We start from the raw sequence: 20,587 nt of genomic DNA, 5'->3' as shown, positions 1-20,587 counted from the left end.
ACCGCTCCCTACTTGCTCAGGTCCGCGAAGGACACGTTCGCCGCTTCGCCCTTGATCGTCACCGATCCGCTCTGCACCCGCACGCCGGTCGGGGTGACCGACAGCGGCAGGTCCTTCGTGTTGATCGACGCGTTGAAGTTCGGCATCAGCACCTTCTGCACCGCCTGCGGGACGACCGTCGTCTCCTGGTCGTTCCCGAACTGCAGGCGCTTGGGCAGGAAGTTGATCGTGCCCTTGGCCGGGTCCGCCTCGATCATCGCGAAACAGAAGATTTCCAGATCCTTGCCCGCGAACTGAAGGTGTCCCGAAATGCGGACACCGGTGCTCGACTCGTCCTGGTCGGGCTGGCCCTCGGTGGTCTTCGTCGTGGTCGGCGCCGGCTCGCTCTGCCCGCTGTCGCCGTTCTGGACGTACTCGGTGGTCGACGGCTCGATCCGCAGGTCCTTGATCTTGTCCAGCGGCTTGAGGCGGGCCAGGTCGGCGGCCTTGATGGTGACCGCGCCGGTCAGCTTGCCGATGGTGATCGCCTTCGTGTTGCCGTTCGTGATGTCCGACAGCGGCGCCTTGACGTCCTCGAGCTCGGCGTTGACCGCCACGTCCTGCAGCTTGTCGGCGACCGGGATGCCGGCGGCGGCCACGCTGATGTGACTGTAGTCACCGCCGAGGGCCTGCGTGAGGAACGGGAAGCCGTGGATGGTGACCGACGGGTCGTCGGTCAGCTGCAGCTGGGTGCGCGCCTTCTGCGAAATCAGGTGCTCGGCGTACGCGGCGGCCCCGAAATCGGCGCCGACCAGCAGCAGGACCAGCACGATCAGGGCGATCACCCAGCGCCGGGCGCGGCGGCCGCGGCGTCGTGCGTCCGGCCTCGGTGCGGGTCGGTCGTCCCGGGTCACGGGCCTGCTCACCATCGCGTCCGTACTCCTGTTCGTCGGGGACACCCGGATATCGCCAGGTGTGATCGATCCAGCAAGGGTTAGGTGCCCGGCCGTTCAGCCGCTATTCTCACTTAGCACCGACCAACGCCGCTCTGCGGCGACGACTCGAGAAGGCGGTGCGGCTGAATGAGCCTGGACCTTCTGGTACTGACTGCGGAGGCCGACGCCACTTCGGTGCTGCCCGCGCTGGACCTGCTGCCGCACACCGTACGCGTCCGCGCTCCCGAGGTGACGGCCCTGCTCGACGCGGGCCACCGCGACGTGATCCTCCTCGACGCCCGCAGCGACCTGGCCTCGGCGAAGAGCCTCTGCCGGCTGCTGAAGGGCACCGGCGAGGACGAGGCGGCCACCCCCATCATCGCGGTCGTCGGCGAAGGCGGCCTCGTGGCCGTCAGCGCCGAGTGGCGCACCGACGACATCCTGCTGCCCACCGCGGGCCCGGCCGAGGTCGACGCCCGGCTGCGGCTGGTGACGACCCGCGACGGCGGTTCCGCGCAGGTCGACGCCGAGCTGCGGGTCGGCGAGCTGGTCATCGACGAGGCGACCTACACCGCGCGCCTGCGCAAGCGCACCCTGGAGCTCACCTACAAGGAGTTCGAGCTGCTCAAGTACCTCGCGCAGCACGCGGGCCGGGTGTTCACCCGCGCCCAGCTGCTGCAGGAGGTCTGGGGCTACGACTTCTTCGGTGGCACGCGCACGGTCGACGTGCACGTCCGGCGGCTGCGCGCCAAGCTCGGCCCCGAGCACGAGCAGATGATCGGCACCGTGCGCAACGTCGGCTACAAGTTCGAGCGGCCGGCCAAGGGCGGCGTCCCGCGCCAGGCGACCCCGGCCGAAGCTCCGGCCGAGACTCCCGAACTCGCCCACTGACGTCCCCACGTTCACCAGGACGCGGCGACAACCGTGGCGTTGCCTCCCACCCGGGGTACGGTCACGAGGTGAGCGGAGACGGCGAATGGCGCCAGGAACTGGACGAGAAGCAGCTCGAGGACGTGCGCGGGCTGCTGCTGGCGGTCCGTGAGGCCGACGGGCGGCCCGAGGTCGAAGCCGGCGGGCCGCTGCCCGGCGAGTTCGACGGCGGCGAGCACCTCGTCGCCTGCGTCGACGGCGAGGTCGTCGGCTACGCGCACGTCGACACCACAGGTGACTCCTTCGGCCACCAGGTCGCCGAGCTGTTCGTGCACCCCGCCCACCGCAACCGCGGCTACGGCGCGAAGCTGCTCCAGGCGCTCGACGAGCGGGCCGCGGTCGGCTTCCGGGTCTGGGCGCACGGCGACCACCCGGCCGCGCAGCGGCTGGCGCGGAAGGTGGGCCTGGAGCGCAAGCGCGAACTGCTGATCCTGCACACGGACGTCGAAGGCGCGGACTGGCCGGAGCCGATCCTGCGCGAGGGCGTCTCGCTGCGGACGTTCGTGCCGGGGCAGGACGAGGACGCCGTCGTCCGGGTCAACGCGCGAGCCTTCGACTGGCACCCCGAGCAGGGCGCCCTGACCGCCGACGACATCCGCGCCGACGAGCGGCGGTCGTGGTTCGACGCGGACGGCTTCTTCCTCGCCGAAGAGCAGGGCGAGGTCATCGGCTTCCACTGGACGAAGGTGCACGAGCCGGTGCCGGGCCGCTTCGGCGGCGAGCGCGTCGGCGAGGTGTACGTCGTCGGCGTCGACCCGGCCGCGCAGGGCGGCGGGCTCGGCCGGGCGCTGACGCTCGCCGGGCTCCGGTACCTCGCGAGCCGGGGGCTGCGGCAGATCATCCTCTACGTCGAGGGCGACAACGCACCGGCGCTGGCGGTCTACACCAAGCTCGGGTTTGCGCGTCACGAAACCGACGTCCAGTACGGTCGGTGACCACGATGGACACCGCGCGAACACCTCGTCACAGTGCGCGAACGCGCAGGTCACGGGCGGGGCACGGGGCTCTCTCAAGCTAGTAGCACTGCTCACACCGGCGGCCTTGTTCACTTTGCGTTCACCTGGACAGGGGCGACCGTCCACCGGGGCTGCCTAATGTCCGGATCCGGCGCGGCAGCACGCCGCGACGACCCGGTCAAGCTCCTGATGGAGGAAACAGCAGTGAAGATCATGCGGCCCCTGAGCGCGGTGGGCATCGTCGCGAGCGCCGCCCTCGTGCTCGCCGCCTGTGGTTCCGACCCCGCGGCGACCAACAGCAGCAGCTCGAACTCGGCTTCGGCGCCCGCTGCGACCGGCACCGCCGACGTGGAGTGCGGTGGCAAGAGCCCGCTCTCCGCCGAAGGTTCGTCGGCCCAGAAGAACGCCATCGACATCTTCACGCAGCAGTTCAGCAAGAAGTGCGCCGGCCAGCAGGTCAACTACAACCCGAGCGGTTCGGGCGCGGGCGTCAAGCAGTTCAACGCCAACCAGATCGACTTCGGCGGCTCGGACTCGCCGATCAAGGACGCCGACGCCGCGGCCGCCAAGGCCCGCTGCGCCAGCGACGCCTGGAACATCCCGCTGGTCGTCGGCCCGATCGCGGTCGCCTACAAGCTGTCCGGTGTGGACAAGCTGGTGCTGACCCCGTCGGTGACCGCCAAGATCTTCAGCGGTGGCATCACCAAGTGGAACGACCCGGCCATCAAGGGGATCAAGGGCAACGAGAGCCTGAACCTGCCGGACAAGCCGATCCAGGTCGTCTCGCGCGCCGACGAGTCGGGCACCACCGACAACTTCCAGAAGTACCTGGGCGCGGCCGCGAAGGCGGACTGGACCAAGGGTGCCGGCAAGAAGTTCAACGGTGGCGTCGGCAACGGTGCGCAGGGCTCCAACGGTGTCGCGACCGCGGTGAAGGCCTCCGACGGCGGCATCACCTACGTCGAGGGCGCGTTCGCCAAGGACGGCCTGACCCCGGCCCTCATCGACAGCGGCTCCGGCGGCGTCGAGCTCAACGCGGCGAACGTGGCGAAGTCCCTCGACGCGGCGAAGTTCCTCAAGGACGGCTCGAACGACCTCGCGCTCGACCTCAACGGCATCTACGCCAGCAACACCCCGGGTGCCTACCCGCTGCTGCTGACGACCTACGAGATCGTCTGCTCGAAGTACGCGAACCCGGACGTCGCGAAGGCCGTCAAGGCGTTCCTGACGGTGGCCGCCACCGACGGTCAGCAGCCGCTGTCCGCCAAGGGCTACGTGCCGATCCCGCAGTCGCTGCAGACCAAGGTCCTGGCCGCCGTCAAGGCGATCTCCTGAACCGGCGTTGCGACTGATCGACGAGTGATAGAGGCTGGTCAGAAGTAGCTGATGAGCGAGTCATCCTCGACGCGAACGCCCACCGGCGACCCCGGTGGGCGTTCGTCGTCCGCCACGACGCCCCCGGAGGTCCCGATTTCGGAGCAAGCAGCCCCGCCGGCGGCGCCACAGCCGCCCGCGAGCGAGAAACCGAAGAAGGTGCGGCCCGGTGACCGCATCTTCCAGAACCTGACCACCGGGGCCGGGATCTTCGTCGTCGCCCTGATCGGCCTGATCGGGCTCTTCCTGCTCATCCAGGCGATCCCGGCGCTGCAGGCCGACAAGGCCAACTTCCTGTTCAACCACGGCTGGTCGACCAGCGACCCGGCCAACATGTCGTTCGGCATCCTCGACCTGCTCGAGGTGACCGTGGCGACGTCGGTCGTGGCCCTGATCATCGCGATGCCGGTCTCGCTGGGCATCGCGCTGTTCCTGACGCAGTACGCGCCGAAGCGGCTCGCGCGGCCGTTCGCGTACGTCATCGACCTGCTCGCCGCGGTGCCGTCGATCATCTTCGGCCTGTGGGGAATCCTGGTCTTCGCGCCGGCCATCGAGCCGTTCTCGCAGTGGATCAACGAAACGTTCTCGTGGTTCCCGCTGCTGGCGCCCGGCAACGTCGCGCCGAGCGTGCGCGGCACGATCTTCACCGCCGGCATCGTGCTGGCCGTGATGATCCTGCCGATCATCACGTCGCTCTCGCGCGAGGTCTTCGAGCGCACGCCCACCCCCCACATGGAGGGCGCGCTCGCGCTCGGCGCCACCCGGTGGGAGGTCATCCGCACCACGGTGCTGCCGTTCGGCAAGGCCGGCTACATCGGCGCGTCCATGCTCGGCCTCGGCCGCGCGCTCGGTGAGACGATCGCCCTGGCCGTCATCCTGCTGATCCCGCAGGGCAAGAACTTCGACTGGAGCCTCTTCGACGGCGGCGCCACCTTCGCTTCGAAGATCGCCGCGAACTACAGCGAGTTCAACAACGAGATCTCGGCCGGCGCGTACATCGCGGCCGGCCTGGTGCTGTTCGTGCTCACCTTCCTCGTCAACTTCGCCGCGCGCTCCGTCATCGGCAAGAAGGGGGACTGAGCATGTCCACCACCACGCTCGAAGCCCCGGCGACCACGCCCGCGTTCCAGCAGGTCAGCCTGGCCCGCAAGGTCAAGAACGGCGTCGCCACGACACTGGTCTGGCTGTCGTTCCTGATCGCCGTCGTCCCGCTGGTGTGGGTGCTCTACACGGTGATCGCGAACGGCATCAAGCGCATCCCGTACTCCAACTGGTGGTCGCAGGACCTGGGCAACTTCCTGTCCGACGAGGTCGGCGGCGGCGTGCTGCACGCGATCATCGGCAGCCTGCTGCAGGGGCTGGTCTGCGCGATCATCGCGGTGCCGATCGGCATGCTCGTCGCGATCTACCTCGTCGAGTACGGCCGGGGCAAGCTGGCGAAGGCCACGACGTTCATGGTCGACATCCTTTCCGGTGTCCCCTCGATCGTCGCCGCGCTGTTCATCTACGCGCTCTGGATCACCACGTTCGGCCTGCCGCGCAGCGGTTTCGCCGTTTCGCTGGCCCTGGTGCTGCTGATGATCCCGGTGGTCGTCCGCTCGTCCGAGGAGATGCTGCGGATCGTCCCGGACGACCTGCGCGAGGCTTCCTACGCGCTGGGCGTGCCGAAGTGGAAGACGATCATGAAGATCGTGCTCCCGACGGCGATGTCCGGCATCGTCGGCGGCGTCATGATGGCGCTGGCCCGCGTGATGGGCGAAACGGCGCCGCTGCTGGTGCTCGTAGGCTACTCGGCCTACACGAACTGGGACATCTTCCACGGCGAGCAGGCGGCGCTCCCGCTGCTGATGAACAACGAGCGCGTCACCAACTCGATGGACCCCGGCTCGGTCGGCTTCGACCGGATCTGGGGTGCGGCCCTGACCCTGGTGCTCATCATCGCGCTGATCAACCTCCTCGCCACCGTGTTCGCGCGCCTCGTCGCCCCGAAGAAGAAGTGAGCTGTTCCTGATGGCCAAACGACTCGATGTCAAGGACGTCGACATCTACTACGGCAAGTTCCACGCCGTGGACGGTGTCACCCTGTCCGTGCCGCCGCGCAACGTCACCGCGTTCATCGGCCCGTCGGGCTGTGGCAAGTCGACGGTGCTGCGCACGCTCAACCGCATGCACGAAGTGATCCCGGGTGCCCGCGTCGACGGCCAGGTGCTGCTCGACGGCGAGGACATCTACGCGTCGGCGGTCGACCCGGTCCAGGTGCGCCGCACGATCGGCATGGTGTTCCAGCGCCCCAACCCGTTCCCGACGATGTCCATCAAGGACAACGTCGTCGCGGGCCTGAAGCTGGGTGGCACCAAGGGCAAGAAGACCCTCGACGACATCGCCGAGCGCGCCCTGCGCGGCGCGAACCTGTGGAACGAGGTCAAGGACCGCCTCAACAAGCCGGGCGGCGGCCTCTCGGGCGGTCAGCAGCAGCGTCTGTGCATCGCGCGGGCGATCGCGGTCCAGCCGGACGTCCTGCTGATGGACGAGCCGTGCTCGGCCCTGGACCCGATTTCGACGCTGGCGATCGAGGACCTGATCGGCGAGCTGAAGAAGGACTACACGATCGTCATCGTCACGCACAACATGCAGCAGGCGGCCCGGGTTTCGGACCAGACGGCGTTCTTCAACCTCGCCGGCGTCGGCCAGCCGGGCCGGCTGGTGGAGCTGAACGACACGGAGAAGATCTTCTCCAACCCGGACGAGAAGGCCACGGAAGACTACATTTCCGGCCGCTTCGGCTGAGTTTCCCTTGACCGGGAAGGCTTTCCCGCCGGCGCTCGGGGCCGGCGGGGAAAGCCTTCCTTTTTGTCCTAAGTGGAGCAACGAAAAGAGCCCCCGGCACCGGCCGGGGGCTCTTTCGCTGGTCTGGCTCAGATGTCGTCGTCGGTGCCGTAGCCCGGCATCTTGCCGGTGACCACGAAGATCATCCGCTTCGCCACCGACACCGCGTGGTCGGCGTAGCGCTCGTAGAAGCGGCCGAGCAGCGTCACGTCGACCGCCGCGGCAACGCCGTGCGGCCACTCGCGGTCCATCAGGACGGTGAACAGGTGGCGGTGGATGTCGTCCACCTGGTCGTCGTCGGACTCGAGGCTCTTGGCCGCTTCGACGTCCTTGGACTTGATGACCTGCTCGGTCTGGCGGGCCAGCTTGACCGCCATCTCGCCCATCTCGGCGAAGTACGGCCGCACCGCATCCGGCAGGACCGGCTCGGGGTGGCGGCGCCGCGCGGCCTTGGCCACGTGCAGGGCCAGGTCGCCCATGCGCTCCAGGCTCTCCGCGGCGTGGATCGCGGCGAGCACCGTGCGCAGGTCGGTCGCCACCGGCGCCTGGAGGGCCAGCAGGGCGTACGCCTGCTCCTCGCACTGGGCGCGGGCGTCGTCGACCTTCGAGTCGTCGCTGATCACCTGCTCGGCGAGACTGAGGTCGGCCTCCAGGAGAGCGCGCGTGGCGCGCTCCATGGCGTCGGCGACCTGGACCGACATCGCGGCCAGGTTGTCGGCGAGCTGTTCGAGTTCGACATGGTAAGCCTCACGCATGGCCCAACCCTACGGCCAACCGTGGCCAAATACCGCATCGGCGGGTGAACCGCACGTGAACCCGGACTAACGATCCTCGCGGATCAGCCCGTCGTGGTGGTCTTCCGGGTGGTCGTCGACTTGGAGCTGCCGCTGCTCTTGGGCTTCGACGTGCTGGTCGGCGGCGGCGCCTGCTCGCTCACCGGGACGGGCGCGTTCGGGTCGGGCAGCTGCGTGTTGTTGCGCAGCGCGTCGAACAGGGCCTTCGTCTTGCTGAGGACGAGGACTTCGTTGCCGCGGTTGTTGGCCACGCCGACCGTCGGGACGGTGAGGAAGGTGATCTTCGAAGCGTCCAGGCCCTTCATCGACTGCGCCAGCGTCATCATCTGCTTGACGCCGAGGTTGTCGCCGAAGGTGGCCTTCGCGAAGGCGTTGATGAAGTCGCTGAGCTTGCCCGGGTCGAGCACGACGTCCGAGGACATGACCTTCTTGAGCAGCGCGCCGATGAACTCCTGCTGCCGCTTGATCCGGCCGTAGTCGGACGTCGGGTCGCCCTTGACGTGCCGGGCGCGGACGAAGTTGAGCGCCTGGTCGCCGGAGATCGTGACGTCACCGGTCTCCAGCAGCACCTTGCCGAGGATGCCGTCGTCGATCGGGATCTCGTTGTGGACGGTGACGCCGTGCACCGCGTCGACCATCTCCTTGAAGCCGTTGAAGTCGATGCCGACGAAGTGGTTGATCCGCAGCCCGGTGATCTGCTGGACCACCTTGGTCACGCACGCCGGCCCGCCGACCGCGTAGGCGGTGTTGAGCTTGGCGAACTTCGCGCCCTTGTAGACCTCGTCGGTGGTCTTGTTCTGCGCCGGGTCCCACTTCTGGCAGTCCGGGCGGTTGATCTCGAGGTCGCGCGGGAACGACGTGACGACGACCCGTTTCCGGTCGGCCGGGATGTGCGCCACCATCACGGTGTCGCTCCGGGCCCCGGGGGTGCTGTCGGCGGTACCGACGCCCTCTTCGGCGGACGCGCCGTCACGGGTGTCGGAGCCGACCATCAGGAAGTTCTCGTCGTTGGCCTGCGCGTCGGCGTCCTGGATGTCGGCGGAGTTCTCGTCGAGCGCGGAGACCTGGGTGAACTTCGCGTCGAAGTAGGTCTGCGCACCCCAGGCACCACCGATGCCGAGGAAGACGAGCCCGGCGACCACGGCGGCGGCGATCCGCCCGAACCGGGCCGAACGTTCGACCTTCTGCTGCTTCTTCTCCTGCAGCCGGGTCAGCTCGGCCTCTTCTTCCGCTTCCGCTTCCGGCGACGGCGTGGTCGCGACGACCCGGTGGAGGGCGGTGCGGGTGCTCTCGATGAGGGAGGTGGGCGAGAGACGTTCACGGCGTTCGCGCCGCTTCGCCTCCTCAGCTTCCATCTCGTCGTGCGCGGCGGAGAACCGGGCGAGGGTGTGGTCGATCTTGCGCCGGTACTGGGTCGCCTCGTCGATCGCTTCCATCTCGTCGGTCATGGTGAGCGGATCGAGCGCGGCCCGCGGCGGCACGGCGGCGGTTTCGACGGCGGCTGCCGTGCGGCGGGGTGCCGGGCTGTCGGGAGTGGGCCGCTGAGCTGCGGTTTCCGCGGCTCGGCGAGCAGCTGGGCCGTCTTGGGTGGGTCGCTGCTCGACGCCGGGGGTGCGACGGGGCGCGGGGCCGTCGGGGGCGGAACGCGGAGGGGCCGCTTCGGCGGCGCTCGCCGGGCGGCGAGGGTGCTCGGCGGTGCGGCGGGGTGCCGCGGCTTCGGGGGCACCCGTTCGGCGAGGTGCCGGGCTGTCGGGGGTGGGTCGCTGTGCCTCGGCACCTGCTGCACGGCGAGCGGCGGGGCCGTCGGCGGCGGCGCGGCGGGAAACGGGGCCATCCGGCGCGGGGCCATCGGCCGCAGTGGCACGGCGAGCCGAAGGGCCGTCGGCGGTGCGGCGGGGTGCGGGGCTGTCCGGGGTGGGTCGCTGTGGCTCGGCAGCTGCTGCACGGCGGGCCGCGGGGCCGTCGGCGGTGCGGCGGGGTGCGGGGCTGTCCGGGGTGGGTCGCTGTGCCTCGGCACCTGCTGCACGGCGAGCCGTGGGGCCGTCGGCGGCGGCGCGGCGGGAAACGGGGCCGTCGGGCGCGGGGCCATCGGCTGCAGCGGCTCGGCGAGCCGAAGGGCCGTCGGCGTTGCGGCGGGGTGCGGGGCCGTCCGGGGTGGGGCGCTGTGGCTCGGCACCAGCTGCGCGGCGAGGTGCGGGGCCGTCGGCTGCGGGGCGCGCGGCCCCTTCGACGGCGCCTGCGCGGCGGCCGACAGGTCCCTCGGCTGCCTTGCGGCGCGGGCTCGGGCTGTCCGGCGTCGGCCGCGGGGCCGCGCCGTCCGCCGCGGGGTGGCGCGGGGCGCTCTCGGGCGCTTGGCCCTCGCCGACCGGGCGGCGGAGCCTTCGGGGCGGCTGGGGCGCCGCCGCCGTCTGCTGGGGGCCCAGGTTGCCCGCCGGGGGGCGGCGCTGGAGCGGGGCCTCCGGCTGGGGGGCCGCCGCCGTCGTGCGCCTCGGCTGGCGGGGGCGCGGGGTGCGTGATTGACGTGTCGCGTCCGTGGGTACTGGGTTATCCGTCGGGTCCTGCGCCGAACGGTGGTGGGCCGGTGGCTCCGCCGCTCGGACCCGGTGTCCCGGCTGGTCGGGGCGGTCCTGCAGCTCGCGGGGCGGTACCGGGCGGGTGCCGGTGGTCCTGGCGACGACGTCGGAGACGCTGATCCCGCCCTGGTCCTCCATCGACCGGCGGCGTCCGCTGCGGCGACCGGTTCCCGGGCTGTCGTGCTCGTCCGGCACTCGGTCTCCTTTCGCGCGTTCGATGGGGCGGGCTGGGACTTGGCCGCCTTCCCCCGCAGGAGGTGATCGTTCCCCCGGCGGTTTTCGTTATCGTACGGATACCCCCCGTTCGTGACGACACCCTCCCGGAATTTTCTTCACCTTGAGTCGACGAACGGCAGGTCCGCGTCGACAAACGGGTGATCGACCGCCGCCGCGAACCGGCGTAATGCGGTGTTTGCGTTACTCAGAGTGGGTTATTAACTGTGTCGTTTGCGCGTCGTGATAGGCCACTTTGTTGCGGCCCGCGCGTTTCGCCGCATAAAGCAGCGTGTCCGCGCTGCGCAGCTGGCGCTCCGGTGCCCCGGCGCCCGGTGCCGCGTGCGCGAGGCCGGCGCTGATCGTCACCCGCAGCCCCGGCTGGAGTTCTGACCAGGGGTGACGGGCGACGCGGAGCCGGGCGCCCTCGAGGAGCCGGACCGCGTCCCCGGCGTCGACGCCCGGCAGCCACAGCACGAACTCCTCGCCGCCGTAGCGGGCGCAGAAGCCGTCCGGGGGCAGGTCCTCCTGCAGCAGATCGGCGACCCGGCGGAGGACGCGGTCGCCGACGAGGTGACCGTACGTGTCGTTGACGCTCTTGAAGCGGTCGAGATCGATCAGCGCGACCGCGAGCGGCAGGCGGTCGGTGAACGGTCCGTACAGCCGCTCGTCGAGGTACCGGCGGTTGTAGCTCGACGTCAGCGCGTCACGGAGGCTGCCGTCGCGGGCGATGTCCAGCGCGGACCGCAGGTGCTGGTACGCGCGTCGCCAGTCGCCCTGGGTCGCGAACAGGCCGGCGATGGCCTCGTGCAGGCGAAGCAGGTCCGGCGGCTGGGGGCTGGCTGTCCGGCCCAGCGCGCCTTCGCCCTCGGCGACCATGCCCACCTCCACCACCCCTTGGTTGTCGTCGTGGCGGAGGCCGCGCTTGAGGTGTGGGTGCGGAGGAAGGTGAATTTAGCTCAAACGGGACAGCGACGGTTACGCTAAGGCACGGGAGGCTCAGAGTCCGGAGAACGGCTCGATGGCCTTGAGCTGCTCGAACTGGTCCTTGGCCCAGTAACTCACATTAGCCGTCGGGTCGTTCAGTAGCTGTGTGTAGTCGGTCCAGGCGACCCAGCGCCAGTCGCCGACCTCTTCGGGGTTCGGCGCCGGCTCGGTGTCGGCCCACGCGGCGAACACCGGGCAGAACTCGTTCTCGACGATCCCCTGGAACGGCGGCGTCCGGTAGCGGTAGTTCGGCAGCACGCAGTGCAGCCCGGACAGCGACGGCATCCCGAGTTCGTAGCCGGCACGCCGGCGGACGGCGTCCTCGAGCGTCTCGCCGGGCGCCGGGTGACCGCAGACGCTGTTGGTCCAGACCCCCGGCCAGACCTTCTTGTGGAGCGCGCGCTGGGTGATCAGCAGGGCGTTGTCGCTGCGCCGCAGGACGTAGCACGAGAAAGCCAGGTGCAACCGGGTGTGCTCGTGGTGGCTGGCCAGCTTCGGGCCGGTTTCGCCGGTGGGCACGCCGTCCTCGGTGACGAAGACGATCTGCTCGGTCTCGGTTTCGGTCGCGGTATCCACGTGTCCCAGTGAACACGACGGCCTGCGGTGATCCGTACCGCGAGGCGGGTGGGTTACCGCCGGTCCGCCCGCTGGGGTGACGGGCGATTACCGCGCGTGGAGGTGCTCGACGAGCAACGTGGTGACGGCCTCCGGCGCCTCCTCGGGCGCCCAGTGCGTGACGTCCTCGAGCATCTCGAAGCGGTAGGGCGCGGTGACCCAGTCGGCGGTGTCGAGAGCGGCGGTGGAGCCGAACGAGACGTCCTCGGTGCTCCAGACGTACAGCGTCGGCACGGAGATCTTCCCGATTTTTCCGCCGGGACGGCCGGCCCGGTACCAGTTGAGGGCGGCGGTGAGCGCCCCCGGCTCGGACAGCCGCTGCACGTAGTCGTCGATCTTCGACGGCGGCACGCGCCGGTCGAACATCTCCCGCAGCGCGCGGGCGTCGTTCTCCAGCATCCGCCGTTCGGTGACGCGGGTCTGCCGCCACTCGGTCATGTAGCGGGTACGCAGGTGCTGGTCTTCGTCGGTCTTCATGGCGTTGGCGAGCGCCGCGGGGTGCGGAGTGGAGACGACGGCGAGGCTCCGAAGGCGCTCGGGGTGCGCATCGGCGGTCCACCAGGCGACGGCGCCACCCCAGTCATGTCCGACGAGGTGGAACTTCGGCCAGCCGAACTGGTCGGCGATCGCCACGACGTCCCCGACGAGGTGATCGATGGAGTAGTCGCCGGCCTGCTCGGGCCGCACATCGGGCGAGTAGCCACGCTGGTCGGGCGCGACGGCCCGGAACCCGAGCACCCCGAGGGTGGCGACCTGGTGCTCCCACTCGACCGCGGCTTCGGGGAAGCCGTGCAGGAGGAGGACGGGCCTCCCGTCTTCGGGGCCGGCGGCGATGGCGTCGAAGGAACCGGCTTCGGTGGGGATGCTGATGTGGTCGATCACTACTCGAACTTATCGCTCGCTGCTGCATCCACGTCGAAGTACGGGGGGTCGACGGTCGCTGTTACTTCGAGGTCAGGCCGGTCGTCGAGGGGGCTCAGATCGATGTCGCCGTTGCCGCGCAGGTGCAGTTCCCGAAGCGCGTTCAGGCGGGTCACGAGCCGAAGGTCCGGAACGGGAGTGTTCGCGAGCGACAGCACCCGGAGACCGGTCAGGGAAGGCAGCAAGCTCAGGTCCACCTCGGGGCAATCGAAGAAGCTGAGCTCGGTCAGGCTACCGGCCCAGCGAACCAGGGCGCGGACATCCCGGAGGTTGGGGCAGTACTCGAAGCTCAGCTGGTTTGGCTGGTCCAGAAAGGACAAACACCGCAGGTCCGCGAGATGCGGGAGTTCGCGCAGCGTCAGCGCGGTCAAGTGCCGCAAGGGGGTCAGCTCGGCGATCCGGCCGACGTCTTCGAGGTGGCTCAGCGTCAGTGCGTTCAGGTCCGGCAGCTCGGCCATTCGCGCCCACCCGTGTGTCGGCGTCCTGGCGACGATTTTGCGAAGGGTGGCTATCCCGGCCAGCGGTGCGATATCCGTCGATTCATGGACCCGGCCCCCTTCCAAGGTGATGCATTCCAGCGAGGCGTTCGCCAACGGCGCAAGGCAGAACTCGTCCGAGCCGGTGACGTCGCAGAAGAGGTGCCTGAGATGCCGCAGGTGCTGCAGGCCGGCAAGGACCGCGGGTTCGTCCAACCACAGGGAATCGATCGGCAGATCGGCCAGCACGCGCTCGGCGAATTCGGCCGGGTCGAACCGGCGCCAGGCTTCGACCAGCGCATCCACCACGATCTGTTCCCGGGCATTGCGGTAGCGGGTCAGCAGTTCCAACGCCCCCGGACCGCCGATCAACGCAATCGCGTGGATAGTCGCCGCCGTTGCTTCGGGAGTCTCGGGTTCGCTGTCGGCCAAGAGGTCGAGAACGAAGTCACCTGCTGCTGCCAGCGCCTTTGCTTCGTCTTTGTCGGAAGGCGGGATCAGCGTGCTGGCGCGGTCCTCGATCTCGTTCCGCAGTTGCTCGCTCAACGTCGGTGATGTCTCCAAGCACGCCAGCGCCACCAGGTCGAGCTTCAGCCGTTCCTGTTCGTCCGTGTCCCACTGGAGGATTCCGTCCAGCAGGCGCTCGCGCTGCGAGGGGTGGGCGTGGCCCGCCGCCAGGACCACCACTTCGCGCCACTCGTCGCGGCGGGCGTTTGCCGTCAGGATGCCGATGTCGTCCTCTTCGATTGCCGCCTGGGCGGCCAAGTACTCCTGGAACGTCCGGTGCACGAAGTCGATGCGGCCTGGGACCGGCTCTCGCAGCACGCCGCCGCGGTCCAGCAGGTGGCGGAACACCGTGCGCGGGGTCACGTCGATCTGGCCCATCGACCGCAGCTTTGCCGTGATGCGGGCTTCGGCGTCGGCGGCCGGGACGTCCGTGTGACCGTTGCGGACCAGCCAGTACGCCAGGCTTCGCAGCAGCACCAGCTTCTCGGTCAGCGACAGCCGGACGGGAGAGTCGATCTTGCGCTCGATGTCGCGGCTGTCGAGCAGCATGCGCAGCGCGACGTCGTACAGCTCCATCCGGTTTTCCGGGAGCCGTCCGCTGCCTTGGTGGTGGAGTGCGCAGAGCAAGGCGCACAGCAGCGGGTTCTCGGCGAGCCGCCGCAGGGCGCTGCGGGCGCCGATGGCCGTGATCAGGGCGTCGCGTTCTTCGTCGAGGGGCTCGCCTGGCAGTGCTTGGTGCCAGCGCGTGACGAACGTCCGGACGTCGCGCGGGGTCATCGGCTGGAGGCGCACCTCGGTGAACCCCTCGGCACTCAGCCAGCCGGAAGTCACCGCGGCCGGGCGCGTGGTGACGACGAACCGGGCGCGGGGGAACGCGCCGACGAGTCCGCGTAGCCACTCGTGCACCTCGCGGCGGCGCTCGTCCGGGACCTCGTCGAGGCCGTCGACGAGCACGACGGCCTGGCCTTGGCGCAGCTGCCGGTGCACCCAGCCCGGGGGCATCTCGTCGGCGATGTGCCTGCCCACCTCGTCGAGGAAGCGTGCCGGTGTCGGCAGCGGCGAGTGGCTGAACCGGCGCAGCCGCACCAGGAACGGCTCGACGTTGTCCCAGCCGTCGACGTTCCGCAGCTGCCGGCTCGCGCACTGGACGGCCAGCCACTGCAGCAGCGTCGTCTTGCCGGAGCCTGCTTCGCCGCGCAGGAGGATCTTCGACGTGCGCGGCAGCACGTGCTCGATCCGGTCGCCGGGAACCTCCATGTCGGAGGTGACGCTCAGGCTCAGGTAGGCAACCGACAGCGGGTACAACCGGGTTGCTTCGGTCAGGCCCGCGCCGTACAGCTCCATTCGGTCGAGGGCCGTCACGACCTGGCGGCGGAAGTCCGCGGCGAAGTCGTCCGGGTGACGGCGCTCGGGGAGCGTTGCCAGCACGTTGCGGACCGTCTCGAGGATCTCCGTCTCGCGCTGGAGGATCTTGACGAGCGCACCCGGCTGGAAGCGCGGCAGGGTGCTTGTCACCTGGACCAGGTAGGCGCAGCACTCGCGCAGCACCCGCCGGTACAGCTCGGTTGCGTCGGCCGAGAGGAGGCTGGTGACGCCGGGGACCGTCCGGAGCAGGTAGCGGTAGAGGTACGCGGCGTCGAGGTCGGCGTCGAACAGGTCGTCGTCGGTCAACGCTGCGCGCTCGAAGGTCTCGCGGACCGCCTCGACCGCGGCCGCTCGGTCGTTTTCCGGCACCGCGCGGAACTCGATCTCCAGGAACGGGAGCAGCCGGTCGGCTACCCGGTCTTCGAGGTTGGTGAAGAGGAGCCGGAGTTTGCGGCGGTCGTTGAGGCCGGTGACCTGCTTCTCCAGCAGGTCGAGCGCCTTGGCCGAAGCGTCGGCCGCGATGGGGCGGTCGCCCAGCCAGATCTTTGCGGCGGCCTTCACCACCGCCGTCGTCAACGCGATCGCCGAGGCCTCGATGCTCACCGAAAGCAGCCTAGCCGAGCACCTCCTCCGTTGTGGCGACCGTCACCAACGGGCCGTACAGGCGCAGGATGTCCAGGGCCTTTGCGTGGCTCTCGTCGTCGACGCCCGCGCACGCGTCCGATACCACCGTTACCGCTACGCCCGCGTCTGCTGCGGCCAGCGCCGTTGACAACACGCAGCAGTCCGTTGAGACGCCCGCGAGGACCAAGCCCGCGCCGCCGACGCGGGTCGCCATGCGCGGGGTCCACTTGCCGAACGTGGTCGCGTCCACTGTGGACGTCGGCTGGAACGCGTCGACCACTTGGTACAGCGGGGCGTCGGGGGGTTGCAGGGCGAACGGCCACTGCGCGTAGTACCGCTTCCACGCCCCTTCTGGCTGCGAAGGCGCGACGAACCGGGTGAACACGACGTTGGTGCCGAACGCCGTCACCAACCGTGCGATCTGCGGGACCACCTCGGCGAAGCGCGGGGTGAACCACGGGCTCGCCCTGTCCGCGAACACGTTCTGCAGGTCGATGACCGCCAGGACCGACTTCACGCCGCCTCCTGGGCGCGGACCCGCTGCCGCGTCAGCAACGTCACCAGGAAGCCCAGGGCCAGGGCCAGGAGCACGCCGAGGTTCGCGAAGGCCCATGCCCCGTCGCGGCCGCCGAGGCCGAACGGTTCCAGCAGGTAGCCCTGCCACTTCAGCCAGTCCGCCGAGGTGTTCGTCACCAGGCCCCAGCCGAGTGCCGTGGCCACCAGCACCAGCGCGATCGGACCGACGCGGACGTCGCCGTAGCGGCCGGCCGGGTCGAAGAGGTCTCGCTCGGCGTAGTCGCGGCGCCGCAGCAGGACGTCCGCGAGCATCACGCCGCACCAGGCCGCGACCGGGACGCCCAGCGTCACCAGGAAACCCTGGAACTGGCCGAGGAACTCGCCGCCGAAGAACACGATGTAGATCGTGCCGAGGACCATGATCACGCCGTCGACGAGCGCCGCCGCCGGGCGCGGGATGCGCAGCCCTGCCGAGAGCAGCGCCAGCCCGGACGAATAGATGTCCAGTACCGCGCCGCCGACCAGGCCGAGCACCGCGACGATCGCGAACGGCACCAGGAACCACAGCGGCAGCAAGGTCGTCAGCGCGCCGATCGGGTCCGCCGCGATCGCCTTGTTCAGGTCCGGCGACGACCCCGCCAGCAGCAGCCCGAACACCAGCAGCACCAGCGGGGCCACTGACGCGCCGAACGTCGTCCACCCCACCACGCCCCGGCTCGGCGACGAGCGCGGTAAGTAGCGCGAGTAGTCCGCGGCCGCGTTGACCCAGCCGAGGCCGAAGCCGGTCATCAAGAACACCAGCGCGCCGACCCACTGCTGCGCCGAACCGGACGGCAGCGCGCTGACCGCGGCCCAGTGCACGTCGCCGGCCACCAGGACCACGTAGACGACGGTGAGCACGCCGGTGATCCAGGTGATCCACGTCTGCAGCTTCATGATCGCGTCGAAGCCGAGCACGCCGGCGGCGACGGTCAGCGCCGCCACCACGACCAGTGCGACCACTTTCGTCGGTGTCCCGCCGCCCCAGCCGAGCCGCTCGAACACGGTCGCCGTGGCCAGCGTCGCCAGCGCGGCGAGCACGGTCTCCCAGCCGACTGTCAGCAGCCACGAGATCGCCGAGGGCAGCCGGTTGCCGCGCACGCCGAACGCCGCCCGTGACAGCAGCATCGTCGGCGCCGATCCGCGCTTGCCGGCGATGGCGATGAACCCGCAGAGCAGGAACGAGAACAGGATGCCGACGACACCGGCGACCAGCGCCTGCCCGAACGAGATGCCGAAGCCGAGGGTGAACGAGCCGTAGCTCAGCCCCAGCACCGACACGTTCGCGCCGAACCACGGCCAGAACAGCTGCCGGGGCCGTCCGCGCCGCTCGGCGTCGTCGATCACGTCGAGGCCGTTGGTCTCCACCTCGAGCCTGCGGGAACCGGTCATCGCATGGCCTCCACCAGCTGGTCGATCTCCTCCTGGACCGGCGCGGTCGCCGGGCCGGGACGGGTCACCGAAAGCGCGGCCGCCGCGTTGGCACGCACGGCGGCGTCGAGGAGAGTACTGCCGCGCAGCAGCTCCGCAGCCAGTACGCCGCAGTGAGTGTCGCCCGCGCCGGTGGTGTCCACCGCGTCGACCGAGAACCCGGGGACGTCGATGATCCGCCCGTGTTCGTGGACGCGGCAGCCCTTCGCGCCCTCGCGGACGACGGCGACCGGCGGCAGCTCGCCCAGTACCTCGGCTTCGCGGGCGTTGCAGCTCAGGATGTCTATTGTGGACAGTAGGTCATGGAGGTCTCCAGGGTTGATGTCGCCGATGAGCGGGCCAGGATCGAACAGGATCCTCGAGCCGGGAAGACGGGGCAGCCATCCGAGGAGGGCCCCGCGATTGATCTCGTGCAACCAACTGTAGCCGCTCACGTACACCACGTCGTCAGTCTTTGGGGTGATCCGGTCGAGCAGTTCGGCGCGCAGCCGTCCTTCGGCGCCGGTGCCGGTCGCGAAGGTGCGCTCGCCGGTCGCGTCGACGAGCACGACGACGACGCCAGTGTCCACTTCGGACAATGGCAAATGTGCCAGTTCCACCCCTTCCGCGGCGAGGGCCGCACGGGCGAGGTCACCGAAGGCGCCGATTCCGTGGCAGCCCGCGTAAAGCACCCGCGCGCCCGACCGCGCGGCGGCGGCCATCACGTTGAAACCCCCGCCGGGCAACAGGTTCGCCGACGAAGCCAGGACGTCGCCACCGTGCGGTGGCAGGGCCGGGACCGCCATGACGAGGTCGACGACGACCTGTCCGGTGTGCACCAGCCGCCCGGTCATCGGCGGCGCAGCTTCAGGAGTTCGTCGACCAGCGGCCCGAATTCGAGCCGGTTGACGGCGAGCACGGTCTCGACGACGTCGGGGCGGAAGGCGCCGACGCCGTGCGCAGCACCGAGCATCGCCCCGCAGATCGCGGCCACGGTGTCGGTGTCGCCGCCGAGCCCGGCGGCCAGCCGCAGCGCCGCCGGCGGGTCGTCGCCCATGGCTTCGGCCAGCGCGAACGCGGCGACGACGGACTCCTGCGACGCGACCGACGTGCCGATCACCCGCGCGACCGCGTCGGCCACGGCGTCCGCGGCCATGCCCCGCACCCAGCCGCGCGCCCAGCGGATCCGCGCGGCGATCTCCCCGCCGGGCGCCCAGTGCCCGCGCTCCCCGCCCACGACGGCGGCGCGCTCGCCCGCGTCGAGCGCTTCGGCCAGGCTCGCGCCGTCGACGCCGGCGGAGACGGCGGCCGCCACCGCGGCGGCCGAGGCGATGCCGAGGCTGGTGTTGTGCGTGACCCGCGCGGTCGCGACCACCGCGTCGACCAGAGTGTGCAGGTTCTCCGACGGCGTGGCGATGCCGACCGGCGTGACCCGCATGGCGGCGCCGTTGGTGGTCCCGGTGCGGCCGGCTTCGTCGGCCGGGACGCCGTCCTGGAGCCGGGCCAGCGCCCGCTTGGTGGACGGCCCGAGCAGGTCCGCGGACCCGCGGCGGACCATGTCCGCCTCCCAGATGAGCAGGGCGTCGGCGAAGACGTGCGGCTCGACGGTGCCGCGCCCGTCGATGAGCAGCCGGGCCAGCAGGATGGCCTGCTCGGTGTCGTCGGTGACCGAGCCGGCGGGCATCGACGGCGCGACCGGCTGCTCCGCGACGGCGGCGAGCAGGCCGGTGACCGGCCCGTAGGTGGCGGCGATGGCGGCGCGGGACATCGATTGCGTCGGCATGCCGAGCGCGTCGCCGACGGCCAGCCCGGTGAACGCGCCGAGCGCCCGGTCCCGCGCGGTCACCGGTGCCCGAAGGTGAGGTGGAACTGGAACCGGTCCGGGTCCAGCAGGCTGACGACGCGCTCGACGAGCCGGCCTTCGACGTCGACCGAGGTGCGCTCGGCGCGGAGGAAGAGCTCGCCGATGCTCCGGCCGAGCAGTTCGGCGGCGCAGGCGTCGAGGCGTTCGGTGCTGATCCACTGGTCACCGCCGACGGAGATCCGCCCGGCGGCTTCGAGGGTCTTGGTGAGGGAGCCGTCCCGCAGGCCGGTCCCGGGGAGGTCGGCGAGCGGGCCGACGGCGGGCACGGTGGCGGTTTCGAGCGAGATCCCGCGGTCGTGTTCCCGCCGCAGCCGCCGCACGGCGACGTAGGCCGTCTCGCCGAATTCTTCTTGCAGGGCAACGTCTTCGACGGTCTCGATGCCGAGCAGTTCGGTGGTGACCGGCGCGCCGGCGTCGGCGAGGGCACGGGCCCAGCCGATCCGCTGGTCGAGCTGGACGCCGTCGAAGGCGACGAACGACCCGACGCCGGCCTGGGTGGAGATGAGCTCGAGCTGCTGGAGTTCGGACAGCGCGCTGCGGACGGTGCCGCGGCTGACCTGGTACTGCAGGGCGAGCTGGTTCTCGCCGGGAAGGCGTTCGCCGTGGGCGAGCCGCCCGGAGCGGATCAGGTCGGTGAGGTCGCCGACCAGCTGCTGCCGCTTGCTGTACATGTCCACACCTGT

Annotated in this window: 18 protein-coding genes; 6 read left to right on the top strand and 12 right to left on the bottom strand. The window is 70.3% G+C overall.

Annotation, left to right across the window (positions count from 1 at the left end; translation table 11 throughout):
- Positions 1 to 8: 8 nt before the first annotated feature.
- Complete coding sequence (locus AB0M93_RS38935; protein WP_364283902.1) at positions 9 to 908, bottom strand: DUF2993 domain-containing protein; 900 nt, start codon at positions 906 to 908, stop codon at positions 9 to 11.
- A gap of 153 nt (positions 909 to 1,061) precedes the next feature.
- On the opposite strand from AB0M93_RS38935, the gene AB0M93_RS38930 reads away from it, so the two are divergent.
- From AB0M93_RS38930 to pstB, 6 genes are all read left to right on the top strand, one after another.
- Positions 1,062 to 1,805 carry a response regulator transcription factor gene (locus tag AB0M93_RS38930; RefSeq protein ID WP_364283899.1) on the top strand — a complete coding sequence of 248 codons (744 nt, stop codon included), beginning with the start codon at positions 1,062 to 1,064 and terminating at the stop codon, positions 1,803 to 1,805.
- Positions 1,806 to 1,873: 68 nt separating this feature from the next.
- Positions 1,874 to 2,779 (top strand): mycothiol synthase, encoded by a 906-nt coding sequence (gene mshD / locus AB0M93_RS38925; RefSeq protein WP_364283896.1) that lies wholly within the window; start codon positions 1,874 to 1,876, stop codon positions 2,777 to 2,779.
- Positions 2,780 to 3,004: 225 nt separating this feature from the next.
- On the top strand, positions 3,005 to 4,135 hold the full coding sequence (pstS, locus tag AB0M93_RS38920; RefSeq protein WP_364283893.1) for a phosphate ABC transporter substrate-binding protein PstS: 1,131 nt from the start codon (positions 3,005 to 3,007) through the stop codon (positions 4,133 to 4,135).
- A 198-nt stretch (positions 4,136 to 4,333) separates the two neighbouring features.
- Entirely contained in the window at positions 4,334 to 5,254 is a 921-nt protein-coding gene (gene pstC / locus AB0M93_RS38915) for a phosphate ABC transporter permease subunit PstC (protein ID WP_364283965.1), read from the top strand.
- Positions 5,255 to 5,256: 2 nt separating this feature from the next.
- Complete coding sequence (gene pstA, locus AB0M93_RS38910) at positions 5,257 to 6,174, top strand: phosphate ABC transporter permease PstA (RefSeq protein WP_364283890.1); 918 nt, start codon at positions 5,257 to 5,259, stop codon at positions 6,172 to 6,174.
- 10 nt (positions 6,175 to 6,184) lie between these two features.
- Positions 6,185 to 6,961: a phosphate ABC transporter ATP-binding protein PstB gene (pstB, locus tag AB0M93_RS38905; protein WP_247016960.1), complete on the top strand. Its 777-nt coding sequence runs from the start codon at positions 6,185 to 6,187 to the stop codon at positions 6,959 to 6,961.
- A 128-nt stretch (positions 6,962 to 7,089) separates the two neighbouring features.
- Here pstB and phoU read toward each other — a convergent pair whose 3' ends face one another.
- The 11 genes from phoU to AB0M93_RS38850 all read right to left on the bottom strand — a co-directional run bounded on the left by phoU (position 7,090) and on the right by AB0M93_RS38850 (position 20,575).
- A complete protein-coding gene (gene phoU, locus AB0M93_RS38900) occupies positions 7,090 to 7,755 on the bottom strand; it encodes a phosphate signaling complex protein PhoU (RefSeq protein ID WP_364283887.1) in 666 nt (221 codons plus the stop codon).
- Between the two features lie 83 nt (positions 7,756 to 7,838).
- Positions 7,839 to 9,242: an LCP family protein gene (locus tag AB0M93_RS38895; protein ID WP_364283884.1), complete on the bottom strand. Its 1,404-nt coding sequence runs from the start codon at positions 9,240 to 9,242 to the stop codon at positions 7,839 to 7,841.
- A 1,542-nt stretch (positions 9,243 to 10,784) separates the two neighbouring features.
- Entirely contained in the window at positions 10,785 to 11,459 is a 675-nt protein-coding gene (locus tag AB0M93_RS38890) for a GGDEF domain-containing protein (protein WP_364283881.1), read from the bottom strand.
- Between the two features lie 120 nt (positions 11,460 to 11,579).
- On the bottom strand, positions 11,580 to 12,143 hold the full coding sequence (idi, locus tag AB0M93_RS38885; RefSeq protein ID WP_364283878.1) for an isopentenyl-diphosphate Delta-isomerase: 564 nt from the start codon (positions 12,141 to 12,143) through the stop codon (positions 11,580 to 11,582).
- 87 nt (positions 12,144 to 12,230) lie between these two features.
- The gene (locus AB0M93_RS38880; protein ID WP_364283875.1) at positions 12,231 to 13,064 is read right to left on the bottom strand and encodes an alpha/beta hydrolase; all 834 of its coding nucleotides are present in this window, start codon (positions 13,062 to 13,064) and stop codon (positions 12,231 to 12,233) included.
- Positions 13,064 to 16,054 carry an NACHT domain-containing protein gene (locus AB0M93_RS38875; RefSeq protein WP_364283872.1) on the bottom strand — a complete coding sequence of 997 codons (2,991 nt, stop codon included), beginning with the start codon at positions 16,052 to 16,054 and terminating at the stop codon, positions 13,064 to 13,066. The genes AB0M93_RS38880 and AB0M93_RS38875 overlap by 1 nt, the downstream gene beginning before the upstream one ends.
- A gap of 10 nt (positions 16,055 to 16,064) precedes the next feature.
- Positions 16,065 to 16,592: an isochorismatase family protein gene (locus AB0M93_RS38870; protein WP_364283869.1), complete on the bottom strand. Its 528-nt coding sequence runs from the start codon at positions 16,590 to 16,592 to the stop codon at positions 16,065 to 16,067.
- Complete coding sequence (locus AB0M93_RS38865; RefSeq protein ID WP_364283866.1) at positions 16,589 to 18,022, bottom strand: cytosine permease; 1,434 nt, start codon at positions 18,020 to 18,022, stop codon at positions 16,589 to 16,591. Before AB0M93_RS38865 ends, AB0M93_RS38870 begins: the two co-directional genes overlap by 4 nt.
- The gene (locus AB0M93_RS38860; RefSeq protein ID WP_364283863.1) at positions 18,019 to 18,894 is read right to left on the bottom strand and encodes a PfkB family carbohydrate kinase; all 876 of its coding nucleotides are present in this window, start codon (positions 18,892 to 18,894) and stop codon (positions 18,019 to 18,021) included. The genes AB0M93_RS38865 and AB0M93_RS38860 overlap by 4 nt, the downstream gene beginning before the upstream one ends.
- The gene (locus AB0M93_RS38855; protein ID WP_364283860.1) at positions 18,891 to 19,886 is read right to left on the bottom strand and encodes an ADP-ribosylglycohydrolase family protein; all 996 of its coding nucleotides are present in this window, start codon (positions 19,884 to 19,886) and stop codon (positions 18,891 to 18,893) included. The genes AB0M93_RS38860 and AB0M93_RS38855 overlap by 4 nt, the downstream gene beginning before the upstream one ends.
- Entirely contained in the window at positions 19,883 to 20,575 is a 693-nt protein-coding gene (locus tag AB0M93_RS38850; RefSeq protein ID WP_364283857.1) for a GntR family transcriptional regulator, read from the bottom strand. The genes AB0M93_RS38855 and AB0M93_RS38850 overlap by 4 nt, the downstream gene beginning before the upstream one ends.
- Positions 20,576 to 20,587: the final 12 nt, after the last annotated feature.

This window comes from Amycolatopsis sp. NPDC051102, from assembly GCF_040682815.1.
In the GTDB taxonomy this organism is placed as follows: Bacteria; Actinomycetota; Actinomycetes; order Mycobacteriales; family Pseudonocardiaceae; genus Amycolatopsis.
This window is presented reverse-complemented; position numbering and strand designations above follow the sequence as displayed.

Bases quoted from the DNA above. Each gene is read 5' to 3' on its own strand.
- AB0M93_RS38935 (WP_364283902.1), bottom strand. From the start codon at position 908: ATGGTGAGCAGGCCCGTGACCCGGGACGACCGACCCGCACCGAGGCCG.
- AB0M93_RS38930 (WP_364283899.1), top strand. From the start codon at position 1,062: ATGAGCCTGGACCTTCTGGTACTGACTGCGGAGGCCGACGCCACTTCG.
- pstA (WP_364283890.1), top strand. From the start codon at position 5,257: ATGTCCACCACCACGCTCGAAGCCCCGGCGACCACGCCCGCGTTCCAG.
- pstB (WP_247016960.1), top strand. From the start codon at position 6,185: ATGGCCAAACGACTCGATGTCAAGGACGTCGACATCTACTACGGCAAG.
- phoU (WP_364283887.1), bottom strand. From the start codon at position 7,755: ATGCGTGAGGCTTACCATGTCGAACTCGAACAGCTCGCCGACAACCTG.
- AB0M93_RS38895 (WP_364283884.1), bottom strand. From the start codon at position 9,242: ATGACCGACGAGATGGAAGCGATCGACGAGGCGACCCAGTACCGGCGC.
- AB0M93_RS38890 (WP_364283881.1), bottom strand. From the start codon at position 11,459: ATGGTCGCCGAGGGCGAAGGCGCGCTGGGCCGGACAGCCAGCCCCCAG.
- AB0M93_RS38865 (WP_364283866.1), bottom strand. From the start codon at position 18,022: ATGACCGGTTCCCGCAGGCTCGAGGTGGAGACCAACGGCCTCGACGTG.
- AB0M93_RS38860 (WP_364283863.1), bottom strand. From the start codon at position 18,894: ATGACCGGGCGGCTGGTGCACACCGGACAGGTCGTCGTCGACCTCGTC.
- AB0M93_RS38850 (WP_364283857.1), bottom strand. From the start codon at position 20,575: ATGTACAGCAAGCGGCAGCAGCTGGTCGGCGACCTCACCGACCTGATC.